The organism is Blastococcus aggregatus, from assembly GCF_900221005.1.
GTDB classification, from domain to species: Bacteria; Actinomycetota; Actinomycetes; order Mycobacteriales; family Geodermatophilaceae; genus Blastococcus; species Blastococcus aggregatus.
The window spans coordinates 174,925-187,811 of the sequence record NZ_OBQI01000004.1 but is presented as its reverse complement, the minus strand read 5'-3'; the positions used below and the strand labels follow the sequence as shown (position 1 = coordinate 187,811).

16 protein-coding genes are annotated in these 12,887 nt (G+C 70.7%); 10 read left to right on the top strand and 6 right to left on the bottom strand.

From position 1 onward, the window contains the following. Nucleotides 1-7 precede the first annotated feature (7 nt). From CRP29_RS14250 to CRP29_RS14225, 6 genes are all read left to right on the top strand, one after another. Nucleotides 8-1,378, top strand: a complete 1,371-nt coding sequence (locus CRP29_RS14250; RefSeq protein WP_097195736.1) for an FAD-binding oxidoreductase — start codon at nt 8-10, stop codon at nt 1,376-1,378. A gap of 38 nt (nt 1,379-1,416) precedes the next feature. Then, nucleotides 1,417-1,779: a cupin domain-containing protein gene (locus tag CRP29_RS14245; protein ID WP_097195735.1), complete on the top strand. Its 363-nt coding sequence runs from the start codon at nt 1,417-1,419 to the stop codon at nt 1,777-1,779. A 537-nt stretch (nt 1,780-2,316) separates the two neighbouring features. Continuing rightward, complete coding sequence (locus CRP29_RS14240) at nt 2,317-2,454, top strand: hypothetical protein (protein ID WP_245852821.1); 138 nt, start codon at nt 2,317-2,319, stop codon at nt 2,452-2,454. Between the two features lie 230 nt (nt 2,455-2,684). Further along, nucleotides 2,685-3,272 carry an HhH-GPD-type base excision DNA repair protein gene (locus CRP29_RS14235; RefSeq protein ID WP_097195734.1) on the top strand — a complete coding sequence of 196 codons (588 nt, stop codon included), beginning with the start codon at nt 2,685-2,687 and terminating at the stop codon, nt 3,270-3,272. 241 nt (nt 3,273-3,513) lie between these two features. Beyond that, the gene (locus CRP29_RS14230; protein ID WP_097195733.1) at nt 3,514-4,320 is read left to right on the top strand and encodes a hypothetical protein; all 807 of its coding nucleotides are present in this window, start codon (nt 3,514-3,516) and stop codon (nt 4,318-4,320) included. Between the two features lie 15 nt (nt 4,321-4,335). Next, a complete protein-coding gene (locus tag CRP29_RS14225) occupies nt 4,336-4,974 on the top strand; it encodes a ribonuclease D (protein WP_097195732.1) in 639 nt (212 codons plus the stop codon). Here the strand turns inward: CRP29_RS14225 and CRP29_RS14220 are convergent. Continuing rightward, entirely contained in the window at nt 4,968-5,678 is a 711-nt protein-coding gene (locus tag CRP29_RS14220; RefSeq protein WP_141437139.1) for a hypothetical protein, read from the bottom strand. The two genes, CRP29_RS14225 and CRP29_RS14220, sit on opposite strands and share 7 nt — an antisense overlap. A 398-nt stretch (nt 5,679-6,076) precedes the next feature. Between CRP29_RS14220 and CRP29_RS14210 the strand changes: the two genes are divergently transcribed. Further along, a complete protein-coding gene (locus CRP29_RS14210; RefSeq protein WP_097195729.1) occupies nt 6,077-6,409 on the top strand; it encodes a hypothetical protein in 333 nt (110 codons plus the stop codon). A gap of 136 nt (nt 6,410-6,545) precedes the next feature. On the opposite strand, the gene CRP29_RS14205 is transcribed toward CRP29_RS14210, so the two are convergent. The 4 genes from CRP29_RS14205 to CRP29_RS14190 all read right to left on the bottom strand — a co-directional run bounded on the left by CRP29_RS14205 (nt 6,546) and on the right by CRP29_RS14190 (nt 9,280). Continuing rightward, complete coding sequence (locus CRP29_RS14205; protein ID WP_097195728.1) at nt 6,546-7,880, bottom strand: hypothetical protein; 1,335 nt, start codon at nt 7,878-7,880, stop codon at nt 6,546-6,548. After that, nucleotides 7,877-8,248, bottom strand: coding sequence for a hypothetical protein (locus CRP29_RS14200; RefSeq protein ID WP_097195727.1), 372 nt, complete (start codon nt 8,246-8,248; stop codon nt 7,877-7,879). The genes CRP29_RS14205 and CRP29_RS14200 overlap by 4 nt, the downstream gene beginning before the upstream one ends. Nucleotides 8,249-8,387: 139 nt before the next feature. Then, nucleotides 8,388-8,792 (bottom strand): hypothetical protein, encoded by a 405-nt coding sequence (locus CRP29_RS14195; protein ID WP_097195726.1) that lies wholly within the window; start codon nt 8,790-8,792, stop codon nt 8,388-8,390. A gap of 101 nt (nt 8,793-8,893) precedes the next feature. Then, a complete protein-coding gene (locus tag CRP29_RS14190; RefSeq protein WP_097195725.1) occupies nt 8,894-9,280 on the bottom strand; it encodes a hypothetical protein in 387 nt (128 codons plus the stop codon). A gap of 425 nt (nt 9,281-9,705) precedes the next feature. Between CRP29_RS14190 and CRP29_RS14185 the strand changes: the two genes are divergently transcribed. Next, on the top strand, nt 9,706-10,191 hold the full coding sequence (locus CRP29_RS14185) for a MarR family transcriptional regulator (RefSeq protein WP_097195724.1): 486 nt from the start codon (nt 9,706-9,708) through the stop codon (nt 10,189-10,191). A 92-nt stretch (nt 10,192-10,283) separates the two neighbouring features. After that, nucleotides 10,284-10,499, top strand: a complete 216-nt coding sequence (locus CRP29_RS14180) for a hypothetical protein (protein ID WP_141437138.1) — start codon at nt 10,284-10,286, stop codon at nt 10,497-10,499. Nucleotides 10,500-10,697: 198 nt separating this feature from the next. On the opposite strand, the gene CRP29_RS23315 is transcribed toward CRP29_RS14180, so the two are convergent. Beyond that, the gene (locus tag CRP29_RS23315) at nt 10,698-10,964 is read right to left on the bottom strand and encodes a hypothetical protein (protein ID WP_245852820.1); all 267 of its coding nucleotides are present in this window, start codon (nt 10,962-10,964) and stop codon (nt 10,698-10,700) included. Here CRP29_RS23315 and CRP29_RS23820 point away from each other — a divergent pair. Continuing rightward, entirely contained in the window at nt 10,860-11,510 is a 651-nt protein-coding gene (locus CRP29_RS23820; RefSeq protein ID WP_425427096.1) for a hypothetical protein, read from the top strand. The genes CRP29_RS23315 and CRP29_RS23820 overlap by 105 nt on opposite strands. The last annotated feature ends 1,377 nt before the right edge of the window (nt 11,511-12,887 follow it).

The following is a 12,887-nucleotide window of genomic DNA, read 5'->3' as shown; positions in this document are numbered from 1 at the left end:
AGCAGCCATGGTCATGCCAGCACTGGACACCCTCGCCGAACGGGTGAGCGGACCCCTGGTTCGCCCCGGGGACGCGGCCTACGAGGACGCCCGGCACGTCTACAACGCGATGATCGATGCGCACCCGGCGGTGGTGGTCCGGTGCACGGACACGGCCGACGTGGTCGCGACCGTGCGCTACGCCGCCGAGACCGGCAGCCCGCTGGCCGTCCGCGGCGGCGGGCACAGCGTGCCCGGCTTCGGCACTGCGGACGACGCGGTCGTGGCGGACCTGTCGGACCTGCAGGCCGTGGACGTCGACGACGCCTTCCGCACCGCGACCGCCGGTGGCGGCACCACGTGGGGTCGCTTCAACGACGTCACCGCCGCCCACGGGCTGGCGACGACCGGCGGCATCATCTCCACCACCGGCGTCGGCGGCCTGACCCTCGGGGGCGGCATCGGCTATCTCTCCCGCGGCTACGGGCTCTCCTGCGACAACGTCCTGGCGGCCGAGGTGGTGACCGCCGACGGATCGGTCGTGACCGCGAGCGAGTCCGAGCACCCGGACCTGTTCTGGGCGTTGCGCGGAGGCGGGGGCAATTTCGGCGTGGTCACCCGGTTCACCTACCGGCTGCACCCGGTGACCACCGTCTACGGCGGTCCGATGTTCTTCGAGCTGGCGGACGGGGCGGCCGTGCTGGCGCACTTCCGGGACTTCATCCGGACGGCGCCGCGCGAGTACGGCGGCTTCCCGGCCTTCCAGATCGCCCCGCCGCTGCCGTTCGTCCCGGAGAACCGGGTCGGGGAGCCGTTCGTGGCCGTGGTGTCCTGCTGGACCGGCTCGGCCACCGAGGGCGAGGCCCTCCTCGACGGTTTCCGGCAGGTCGCCCACCCGGTGGCCGAGCACGTCGGCGAGATGCCGTATGCGGCACTGAACAGCGCCTTCGACGGCCTGGTGCCGCCCGGCCTCCAGCACTACTGGAAGGCGGCCTTCGTCCGGGAGCTGACCGACGAGGCGATCGCCGCTCACATGGAGCACGGACCCAAGGTGCCGACCGTCAACTCCACGGTGCACCTGTACCCGATCAACGGCGCCGTCCACGACGTGGCGCGCGACGCCACGGCCTTCGGGCACCGTGACGCGTCGTTCGCCCCCGTGATCGCCGGCATGTGGCCGGACCCGGCGGACAACGAGCGCAACACGGCGTGGGTCCGCGACTACTACGCCGCGATCGCCCCGCACTCCGAGACCGGCGGCTACGTCAACTTCGCGTCCGCCGACGACCAGTCGCGGGCCGGGGCCAACTACGGCGCCAACCACGCCCGCCTGCGGGAGGTGAAGCGGCGCTACGACCCCGCCAACCTGTTCCACCTGAACCAGAACATCGAGCCCTGATCCGGTGCCCACCGCGGCACCCGAACCGAGGAGACATCATGCGCGTTCTCAACCGCACGGACCTGCCCATGGCGATCGAGGACGGGGGTGTCGAGTTCCGGACCGACCCGTTCGGCGAGAACAGCATCGCCTGGGTGCGCCTTCCTGCGGGAGCGGACCTCCGGCCGGGTCTGACCGGCCTGCCCGGTGACCTCTGCCAGTGCCCGCACTGGGGCTACATGATCTCCGGCCGGCTGGTCATGCACACCAAGGACGGCGACTCCACCTACGAGGCGGGGCAGGCCTTCTACTGGGCGCCCGGGCACGCGCCGGAGGCACTCGAGGACTGCGAGTACGTCGACGTCTCGCCGTCGGCCGAGCTCGGCGCGGTCGTGCGCCACCTGCAGGGGGGTGCCGCCTAGACACTGCCCGTCCGTAGCGCCTGGCCATCGTGCGGAGGGATTGCCGGACCTGCACCACGGTTGCCGGCCGGGCAGCGAATGTGAGGACACCGAAGCGGCACCATCTCCGGTGTGCCGAACCGCCTCCCCTCGGAGGTTCTGTCATGTCCGTGCAGGCCACCTCGCGCACTACCCCCAGCTGCTCCGCCGGCCCTACGGGCTCGGACTCGCCGACGGGCGCCTGGCGGCCGCGGGCGGCCGCCAGGTAGGAGACCTGGCACGAGGGCGAACGCCCCGCCAGTCCGCTGCCTGGCTGTGGCGCGGCCACAGCGGGCAACCGCCGGCGGGGCTGGAGGTCGACACGCCGCTCTGATCCGCGGTCGGCTTCGCGGACCGAATCTCCGGCCCCCGAGCGACGAGTCCACCCCGAGGTGACGGTCGGCCGCCGCCGACGAGGTGGGTCCGGCGTCGTCGGCGGCGGTGGCGGTCGCAGCCGGGCGTCAGCAACCGTGCTGGCGGGCGATTGTCGCGGGATCTCTCTGCGGCACGATGTCCGGTGTGCCGACACTCCGCATCGCCCAGGACGACGCCGCCGACGAACTGCTCGGCCGCGACCCGCTCGCGCTGCTGATCGGGATGCTGCTGGACCAGCACATGCGTCAAGGAAGCACTGGCGTCGCCGGTCTTCCGGAGTAGGGGTACGGGAGCGGCGGGCCGCTCTGCCTGCGACGGACGTCCTCGCGAGGATGCCGGCGCATCGGTGCGGCAGCGCTGGTCTCGCCGTGGTGTCGACGTAGGGGAGGGCTCCCCGGCTGCCGTGCCCGTCGGCGATGCCGGTGGACGCCCACTGGTGGGGGCTGGCCGCGAGCTGATGTGGGGCGACCGGGCACGGCGGCTGGCGACCGACCGTGCGGCACACTGCCCGAGTGCCGCAGATCCGCATAGCCCAGGACGACGCCGCCGACGATCTGCTGGGCCGGGACCCGCTCGCACTCGTTGTCGGCATGCTCCTTGATCAGCAGTTCGCCATGGAACGCGCCTTCGCCGCTCCGCGCCTGCTGGCGGACCGGCTTGGTGTCGATGTCCTCTCCGCTGCGGACCTCGCCGACGCCGACCCGGAGCAGCTCGTGAAGGTCTTCCAGGGGCCGCCGGCGCTGCACCGCTACCCGAGTTCGATGGCTGCCCGGACTCAGGCGGTGTGCCGGCTGCTCGTCGAGCGCTACGGCGGGCGGGCCGACGGGTTGTGGACCGATGTTCAGGATGGCGCCACCCTGCTGGAGCGGATCGGTGAGCTGCCCGGGTTCGGTGCGCAGAAGGCCAAGATCTTCGTCGCACTGCTGGGCAAGCAGTACGGGGTGATGCCGCCGGGGTGGCGCGAGGCCGCCGGCGACTACGGCCTGGAGGGCTCGCGGCGGTCGGTCGCCGACGTCACCGGGCCCGACTCGCTGGCGGAGGTCCGCCAGTTCAAGCAGGAGCAGAAGGCCGCCGCGAAGAAGGCCGCAGACGCCGGCTGACGGGGCGGAGACCGGCCGGTCCGTCGTGAACGATCCACGTCCACCGTCGGGTGATCATCGAGGTGAGCCGCTTCGAGGCGCTGGACGAGAGGAGCACCCAGCAGCCTGACCAAGGCTGTCCGCAACTGTCCTTGGTTGTCCCGGCTCATCCGAGCTGCCACGACCTAGGAGCGAGGCCCAGGGCTTAGGCGTCGGCCCGCGCGTCCCGCTGAGTGTCGGACCCCTTCTCTAGGTTCGCTTCGTGTCCCACAACAACCAGGCTCGGCGGATCAACACGCTCGCGACGACCGCCATGGTGCTCAGCGCCGTCATCGTGGCGATTCTGCTGCTGGTGCTGGCGAACAATGTCTTCACCGGATGGCTAAGCACGGTCACCGAGCAGGTGGGCGGCACCGTTCTGGTGGCGGCCCTTCTGAGCGTCGCCTGGGACCTCGTCGGGCGGCGTGCTCTGGCCGGTGAGGTCATGGAGGTGGCGGGGCTGTCTGGCGACGTCCAACAGGCTGGACTGACGAGCATCGGATCCGACTTCCGGAAGGCCCCCTGGGATCGACTGCTCCAGGCGGAGAAGATCGACATCTACCTCGGACTTGGGCGAACCTTCTACACCACCTACTCCACCGCCCTGACCAACGCTGCCGCGAAGGCAGACACGAGGATCCGCGTCGTCCTGCCAGATCCGACAGACGATGCCGCCGTGGACTGCATGGCCGAGCGCTTCACGCGAAGTGCTGATGACGTCCGTGGGGACATCCGGGCGACGACGGAGAAGTTCCACGCCCTCGGCCGAGGTGGGGCTGGGACGGTGGAGGTCTACCACCGCACGGGCGAACCTCTCAGCGCGCTCTACCGATTCGACAACGAGGCCGTGGTCACGCTCTACAGCCACCGGCGGGGCTACGGCGATGTTCCCTATCTCCTCTGCCGCAGCGGCGGAAGCCTGTACGACTTCGTCCGCCAGGAGTTCGACAAGCTCATTCAGCAAGGCGTCCACCAGACCGGACAGCCACCCCAGCCGCCCTCTCCGCCGACCCCCGCGCCGACGCCCTAGAACCAGGAGGCCACCGTGGACACCACGCTGTCGTCACCCGTCATGCTCCGGCACGGGGACATCACCACCGAAGACCTGACGCTCGTCCTGTCGATGCGCTCAGTCGCTTGGGACATCGAGACCTCGGGCTTGAGCTGGGCCCAGGACTCGATCGGCACTTGCCAGCTGCACCTCCCGCACCACGGAACCTTGATGGTGCAGATGGAGGACAAGAAGGTCCCCGACCGGTTGGCCGCCGTGCTCAGTGACCCGGACGTCACCAAGGTCTTCCATCACGCAATGTTCGACCTGCGCTTCATGGCCCACCAATGGCAGGTACGCCCGGCCAGCGTGGCCTGCACCAAGATCGCGTCGAAGCTCCGTCAGCCGTATGCCGACAACTCGGAGAACAGCCTCCAGCGGGTGCTCTGGGAGCGGCTCGGCGTCCGCATCTACAAGGACCAGCAGGTCTCCGATTGGCTGGCGCCGCAGCTCACCAACGATCAGCTCCGATACGCCGCCGCCGACGTCGAGCACCTGCTGCCGCTGTACCGGGCGCTGAGGTCGGATCTTCGCGCTCATGGGCTCAGCGACCTCTACGACCGCTGCGTTGCTCATCTGCCCACCCGGGTCGACCTGGAGATCGGCGGCTTCGGGGATCCGTTCACCTACTGACTCGGCGGTGAAGCGTCCGGCCCCGCTGCTCGGGCGGCGCACCGTTGCTGGAACAGATCGAGCGCCGCTTTGGTGAGCGCGTACGCACACCCGGCAGTCATGCCCACCATGCTGATGTTGGGGCCGTCCTCTAGGAGGACCATGCCTGGCGTCGTGCTCGGAAGTGGACTGCCCCGGTGAATGGTCGGCCAGATCTTCCCGTGCGCGTCGCCGCTGGCGAGTCGCCAGGCGCTGCGGATGCCCTGCTGACGCCAGACGTCGTCAGCGGCGACGAGAGCGGCCGCGTCCTTGATGACGTCGGTCATGTTCACCGGCTGCACGGCGAACCCTCGCCGCCGCAGCTCGGCAGACGCTTTGGACTGCCGCTCCGTCGCACCTGCGAGCTGCCGCTCGGCAGCCTGTCTCGCAGATGCCGGCAGGGCATCTCGAAGTGGGAGCTCCAATGCCTCGCGGGCGAGGTGTCGGGACTCCTTGAACTCCTCATGGATGACGAGAAGCTGCCGCCTCACCCGTTCGTCCTGAGACTCCGGCTGGAGCGTCCAGAGCACCTGCGCGCCCCCCATCAAAGCCGGACGCAGGAGCGACTGTACGGCGACGGCATCATCATCTGGGACGCCTGCATGAGACGTCTGCATGCGGCTAGATGTTCGATGGCTGAGGCCATGCAGCGCCATGCAACGGTGCTGGCGGGCAGCATCGGCCATGCCAAGTCGTCGTCCGCGAGCATGCTCCCAGCCGCTGTGCTCGGGGGCGTCTTCAGCAACGGTTCCCATGTCTGCGTCACGGTGAAGATGGCCGAGAGGCGCTGTTCCCACTCGATCCATTCCGGGGTCCGGAAACTGCCTTCGGTTGGCTCGGAAGGGGTCGGCACTGGCCGAGGCTACGGGGGCGCGCGGGCGCTGCGGGTGGTCCTGTGCGGGACGGGGTCCTGCGGTCGTCGCCCACCCGGGCAGAGCTACCCGACCGCGAGGCGTGGCGGCCGGCCCGATGGCTGGTCCGGCAACGCTGGCGGAAGTGCACACGTCCAAGCAGGAGCAGAAGGCCGCCGCGAAGAACCGACGACCTGATTGACGAGGCGGGCTGCGTCGACACAGTCGCCGGCATGCGATCGACGGATGCCAACACCACCATCACCCTGACCATCAGGCTCAACGAACGCCTGGCCGAGATGCTCCCGAACAGCTCGGCACCGAACTTCTACGCGGATCAGCCCTCCCGGTTCGAGCTGCTCGGTGAGCCAGACCTGCCAGTACCGGCCGACCCGGTGTTCGCCGGCGGCACCATGAGATGGCTGGACTCCGTCACAGACCTCGTGCTGTTTCGCGCATACGAGGAGCAGCACGGGTACGCAGTCAGGCCGCTGTACGACCTGGCTGGAGAGGAGGGCTTCGTGCTGCTGTCTTCCCGGCCGAATCCGTGGGGGATCGCCAGCTAGGTCGCCGACTGCGCCGGACTGTTGCCTTCCGGCGGCGGTGCCACTGCCGACGCACCCGCTCACCGAGACGCGTACGGAGCTCGTCTGGCAGACCGAGACTGGGGGGAGGAGCGCGATGCTCCTCCCCCCAGTGGTGCTACTCCGGCTGCGCGCCGTCGGTGAGCGCGCGGTGCGCGTCCTGGACCTGCGCGGCCAGGGCGGCCCGGAGGCCCTCGGCAGTACTGCGGATGTTGATCAGCGCCTTCTCCGCGGTGGATACGTGCTTGCTGACGTCCTCGAAGCGGGTCAGCAAGTCGAGTAGGTGCCCGATGGCGGTCCGCGCGCGGCTGGCGTCGACCGTGGGGTCGGCGCCGGTCGACGCGGCGGCCAGGACGGTCAGCTCGCGAACCACGCCGAGGACCAGGGTCATCACCTGGGGATCCTCGGCGGCCACGATCCAGCTGGCGGTGTCCACGCGCGCCCAGCTGCTGCCGGGCGGCCCGGGAACGTCGTCTGCGGTTGGCACGACCGCGAGTGCGGCGTGCGCACCACGGACACGGCGGGCCTCTGCGAGTTCGTCGCGGAAGGCCCGCATGCTGGGCCGCTTCTGCCGGTGCTTGGCCTCGACGATCAGTACCGGCTGGTTGCCGGACATGATGCGCACGAGGACGTCGCCGGTCTTCCGCGTGGAGCTTCCAGGTGCCGGCCGGCTCCCCACGTGCTCTACGACGTCGGCCGAGGCCTGAGCCCAGCTGGCCACGGCCAACGCGACGGTGTCCTCCCAATCCCTCCCGATGGCGGCGGAGGTCTTGGTGTGGGCGGCCTGACCGGCCTGCTGCGCCTGAACGAGCGCACGCACCGCGGCAAGCCCGTCGACCAGCTCACGACGTGTGTTCTCCACGGTGGCCGTGAGATCGCGACGAAGTGCGGCGATGGGTGAACCCGGGTTCTCCGTAGAGATGACCGCGCGCACCTGCTCGCTGTGCAGGGTGACCACCCGCTCGAGGGCGGCAAGCGCCTCGGCCTGAGCCGTTGCGGTGGCCTGTCGGACGGCCTCTCGGACGTCGTCGGCGCCACCGGCCAGCGAGATGCTCAGCCCACGCTCGATCTGAGCGGGGAGCTGGGCCAGCGTCGTCGCGACGGCCTGCCGCGTGGCTGCCTCGGTGGCATCGACCCGGCTCAGCAGTCCGTCGAGCTGCGCCACGGTGGCAGCTGCGCGGGCCTTGACCGCCTTGTCGAAGCCGGTGAGCGCCCGCTGCATGGCTGCAGTGGTGTCACCGGTGCTGCGCTGCAGCCCGGTGGCGACCATGCCGACGACGACGGCGCCGGCGATGGTGTCGGCCAGGGCGGCCGGGCCGTGCTCGGCGAGCTCTCGTCGGGCGATGGCGACCGTCTCGGGGTGGGTGATCCGCAGGTGCGAGATTTCCACCCCGTCGTCGGTCACGGTGACGGGCTCGGTGTCGCGATCGCGCTGCACGGGGATGGCGGTCATCGGGCCAGCTCCAGGCCGATCAGCTGCCGAACGGGATCCGGTAGGCCGTCGGCCAGCCGGCGGCAGACCAGGCATCCCGTTGATGACGTCGACCCGTCGCCGGAGTGCTCGGCGTTGAGCAGCGCCAGCAGCAGGTCCGTCTGCACGGCTTCCCACGTGAGCGGGTGTCGCGAGTCCAGGACCCCCTCGATGGCGCGGACGGCGTCGGTGAGGTCGTCGGGCTCGTCCGCACCGCCGTGCGCCTGGGCGATGAGGAGACGTGCGCTGAGTGCCCACCACGAGGTGAGCAGCCGCTGCAGGTCCCGGCGCCGGTGCGCCGGCTCGGTGGCGCGTCGGGCGGAACCGGTGCGCAGGATGGGTTGTGACACGGTGACCCCTTGGGTCGCGCGGGCGCGGGGAAGAGCTCCCCGCAGGTCCCCGCGGGGTGGCTCTCGTCCACCGCCGCGGACCGTCCGCGCGGCGCCACCGGTCACAACCCTCGACGGCGAGAACCGGCAGGAGTGCCGGTCAGGCGTCCCGATCTGCGGCGAAGCGGGCTGACGCCCGCAGCGCCCGCTCCTGGTCGGCGACGGCCACCCGCTCCGGCACTTCACCGGACAGCAGGCTGGACGGCTGTGTCAACCACGTCCAGGCCGTCCAGCCGTCGATGCCGGCGCCGAGGAGTCGCTCGAGCAGCGGACGCAGTTCAGGGCGCGGCTCGGCTGCCTCGGTGAGCTGGAACGCTGGAACGACCAAGGACCGGTCCGGCAGAACGCACGCTATGAGGGAACGCTCCAGGCGCCGCACGGCCACCCAGTCGCCGGTGGCGTCGGGGTCCTGTTCACCACGTCGGGACGCGAGCTGACCGAGCGTCAGTGCGCCGCCCGAGAGGCGTGCACGAAAGTCGGCCAGCCGCCCGGCCTGCTCCTCCATCGGCCCGGTCCCGTTCACGATGGGCAAGCTACGGACAGGGACCGACCATCCGACACGACGGCCTCACGCACAGCCGAGTTGTCCGGCACTGGAGAGGCGGCTCAGCGGCCGGGGTCCGGCTGGTGGTCGCGGACCCACATCAGGCCCACGAGACCGCCGTTCCACACCTCCTCGGCGAAGCTCTGCAGCTGCTCCCAGTCGGCGTCGCTGAGGATCGTCGGGCCCGCGGCCTCGTAGATCGCGTCCAGCGCCATGCGGGGTTGTGCGGAGAGCAGCCAGGACGGTCTGCTGCAGCTCACCTCGAGGCGGGCGCACGGGCAGTGCGTGCCCTCCGCGGTCAGCCCGCACGCGTAGCAGGTGGCGCACACCACGGACGTCGAGAGCGGCAGAGTGCCCTCCAGAGGCAGACCGTCGCGCACCGCGTCGAGGCAGGCCTCGTCGCAGACCATGACATGTGCTCCGCGGGCGTCGACGGGGATGAAGAACACGAGGAGCCTCCAGGGGCTCGGTCGACGACCCGCCGGCGGGGACGGTGCCGCTGGCGGCACCGCAGTCGCACCGTGCCGTCGTCATCCGTCCGTGCACTCGACCATGAGCCAGCCACCGCGGGGCCTGACGCGCGGCACCGACAGCGATTGTGCTGCCCGACCCCTGACCGACCCGACCACGGTCTCGTCGGTGCCGCCGCAGGCGGCGAGCGGTGCGGAGCACCGCCCCCTACCCCTACAGAGCGTAGAAGGCCGTAGCGAGAAGCCGCAGGTGAAGCACGGGTTTCACCGCCGTGCGCGTGGTCGGCTCGCCACGTTCGCGTGGCCAAGCGGCCACGGACCCATGCGGACCTGCGACGGCGCCGGACCGGTGCTGGGGACGCCGCAGAGGGCGGCGTCGCTGCCCACATTGGAAGGCACCGGCAATGACCCGCGCAAACCCCACCCGACTGCTCCAGGACGTGGAGACCGAAGAGGTCATCCACGTCCTCACCCCGAAGGTCCGGCGCCACCGGCAGCCGTTCACGATGGTGTTCTGCGACGCCCTCCTGGCCCTGCTCTGCACCGAGGGGCGGCGCCACCCGGACGACACCGGGCTGACCCTGGTGCATGTGCGGGTGCTGCTCTACCTTCTGGCCAGCGCCGAGTACGAGAACCGGCTGGAGCGATTCGTGATCGAGATCGCCGATGACCTCAAGCACGACCGGAGCACCGTCAGCAAGGCTCTCGACCTCCTCGAGGAGCGGGAGCTCATCCGCAGGACGCCTAACGGCCACGGGCGCCCGTTCATCATCGACATCCACCCGGCGCTCGCGTTCCGCGGCAAGGCCGGGCAGCGTGCCGCGGTCCTGCATGAGTGCTGGGCGGACGTGCGGATGCCGGCGGCACTGATCTGGACGCCGCGGCCGTAGTCGAGGGCGTGCCCGTGCGCAGTCAGCGCACGGGCACGCCTGCGGGCCGCCGGATGGTGGCGCTCGGGCCATGGCTCGGCACCGTGGAGAACATGACCCCTCGCTCCTCCGCAGCAGCAGTCACCCGATCAACCCGACGGCTTCCTCGCGGGGGGGCCACCGACGTTCTCGGATCGGTCGCCAGCGCGCTGGAGGTCGGTGTCGACGGTGACGACTGGCTGGTTCTCGAGGCGTGGGCCCTCGCGATCACCGCGGTGACGCTGGCCGCGCTGCAGGAGGTCCCGGACGAGCTGCACGACCTTCTCTGAACTCGTCCGATGGCTGGAAGTGTTGCGGTGCACCGCTGGAAGCTCTGCCAGCGTGCGCCGGTAGAGCCCCAGCAACAGCACCTCGGGTCACATGGCACGGGATCCTGCACAGCCCGCGGCGATCGCGATCGCCAATCGAGGCTGTAGCCCTGCCTGCGATCAAGGAACGCTCATGGCTTTCGCAGACGACGTCGCTGGTCAGAGGCGCAGTAGGTCGCGTTCGCATGGAACGAGGCCCACAGGCGTCGGCTGTTCGCCGGTTGGCACATCACTTGCGTGTCGCAAGGCTTCTGTCAACATCGTCAGATGCTGTTGACGGTTGCCGAAGCGGCGTCGCGCCTCGCGGTCGGTGAGCCCGAAGTGCGGCGCCTGGCCCGGAGCGGAGCCCTGCGGGCGCAGCGCTTCGGACGGACGCTGATGTTCGATCCACATGATGTAGACGCCCGGACCCGCTTGCTGATCCACACCGGGCGCACGTGGGCGCCATGGACCGCGTGGGCGGCACTGTGGGAGCTCAGCGGGGAGCGAGCGGACTGGCTGGATGCGTCCACCAGATCCCGCCTGCGGGCCCGGCTGCGGGCTTGCACGGCTGATCAACTGCTCGCCGCCGTGCGGGGACGGGCCATGCGGTACGACCTCGCACCGTCTCACAATGACCAGAACAAGCTCGGCGCTGCGTGGTTGGTTCTGAGTGGGCAAACAGCAGCAAGGCTCGCCGGCGTGTACGTCTCGGCGGAGAGGCCAGCCCCCCGCCATTCGATCGAGGGGTACTGCGTGGCCAGCAGGCTTCAGGAGACGCTCGGCTGGTTCCGCCTCCCGTTACCCCATCAGCCCGACCGGACCATGGAGGTGATCGTCCGGGTGCCCCGATTCGATGGCCTGCCGCTGCGTCCGCGCCATCGCATGCCGGTTGCCGTGATCGGCGTGGACCTTGCCGAGTCCAGAGATGCGGGAGTTCGCCAGGCTGGCTTGAAGGTGCTCACGGACGCGCTGGGCGCTTTGAGTCGGTAGCGCGGTATCGCTCGGCGTACCGCAGGTCGAGGGCTTGCAGACCGGAGTGCTGACGCCGCCCGTGCCGTGATCCGACGTTCGTGGCATTGCGACCGTCAGGCGGCGGTACGTGGTGTCGGGGTTGGGTTCCGCGCTCCGCAGGGGCACCGGGCGAGGGTGGGCGGGCAGGTCCGTGCGGCGGAAGCGGCGGGTGCCGCCGTCGGTGACCAGCGAGGGGATGCGGCCCGCGATCGCGGCTGCGCGCAACTGGGGGACCGTCATCCCGAACCGCTCGGCCGCGGCGCCGATACCGATCAGGTCGGCTGCGTGCCGGTCTCGCCACTCCTGGGGAACCGCGTCCACGTCGGCCACCTGGAACAGCAGGGTGTTGCCTCGGACGCCGCCGCGAGCGGCGGCGAGCTTGCCGGTGTCGAGCAAGAACGCCCGCAGGTAGTGCTCGGGGACGCCGAGGCGCTCGGTGGCCTGGGGGAGGCTGAGCCGGCCGTCGTCGGTGGTGCGCTGGCCGTAGGTGGCCTGCCAGCGGGCGGCGAGGGCGCGCACGTCGGCGCTGTCGAGGACGCGTTGGTCGTAGCGGCGGGGCCGCTGCTCGCAGGCGACGAGCCCGTCATCGCTCCACTGGCGCAGCGCGCTGGTGCTGACCTGCAGGTAGGCGGCGGCCTCCCCGATGGTCAGCATCGGTCGGGGACGGGCGCCGGGGGCAACCGGCGGCGGTGCCTCGGTGAGGACGGTGCCCGGCGTCTTGCCGAGGTCGTGGTGCTGCCCGGCGGGGCCGTTCCAGAGCTCGAAGTAGCCCGGCGGCAGGTCGGTGCCGTCGGGGGTGGCCCGGCAGGTGGTGCAGACCAGGCCGGACCACGGCGCGGTCTCCACGGTGGGCAGGACGTGCAGCAGCCAGTGCCCGGCGTGGCAGTGGCGCGGCCGGACCCGCTGGCCCGGGCCCTTGATCCGCTCGAGCACGCCGCGGTACTTCTCGTTCGGCCCGTCGCACAGGTACATGACCTGCTGGATGGTGCAGCCCACGCGGGCGGCGATGTCGCCGGCGGGCAGCCCGTCCGTCAGGTCGACGCCCTGACCGAGGAGCGTGCTGAGGACGGCGAGGACCTGACGGTCGAGGGTCACGTCGCGGCCGACCCAGCTGTTGGCGTGGCTGACCGGAGCCAGGTAGTGCGGTGCGACGATCTGCTCGAACTGCTCGTCATCGCCGGTGGTGTCGCCGGTGACGGCGTTCCACACGGCGCGTTTGGTCTCCCGCAGGGGGCAGTCGACGATCGCGGACCGGCCGCCGCGGGAGGGCACGTTGACGGGGTGGTGGTCCTTGAGCCAGGCGCGCACCCGGGTGACGGTCTCGGCCCGGGTCCAGCCCAGCTGTTCGGCGACGGC

Bases quoted from the DNA above. Each gene is read 5' to 3' on its own strand.
- CRP29_RS14210 (WP_097195729.1), top strand. From the start codon at position 6,077: ATGCGATCGACGGATGCCAACACCACCATCACCCTGACCATCAGGCTC.
- CRP29_RS14205 (WP_097195728.1), bottom strand. From the start codon at position 7,880: ATGACCGCCATCCCCGTGCAGCGCGATCGCGACACCGAGCCCGTCACC.
- CRP29_RS14245 (WP_097195735.1), top strand. From the start codon at position 1,417: ATGCGCGTTCTCAACCGCACGGACCTGCCCATGGCGATCGAGGACGGG.
- CRP29_RS14195 (WP_097195726.1), bottom strand. From the start codon at position 8,792: ATGGAGGAGCAGGCCGGGCGGCTGGCCGACTTTCGTGCACGCCTCTCG.
- CRP29_RS14220 (WP_141437139.1), bottom strand. From the start codon at position 5,678: ATGGCCGATGCTGCCCGCCAGCACCGTTGCATGGCGCTGCATGGCCTC.
- CRP29_RS14250 (WP_097195736.1), top strand. From the start codon at position 8: ATGGTCATGCCAGCACTGGACACCCTCGCCGAACGGGTGAGCGGACCC.
- CRP29_RS14185 (WP_097195724.1), top strand. From the start codon at position 9,706: ATGACCCGCGCAAACCCCACCCGACTGCTCCAGGACGTGGAGACCGAA.
- CRP29_RS14180 (WP_141437138.1), top strand. From the start codon at position 10,284: ATGACCCCTCGCTCCTCCGCAGCAGCAGTCACCCGATCAACCCGACGG.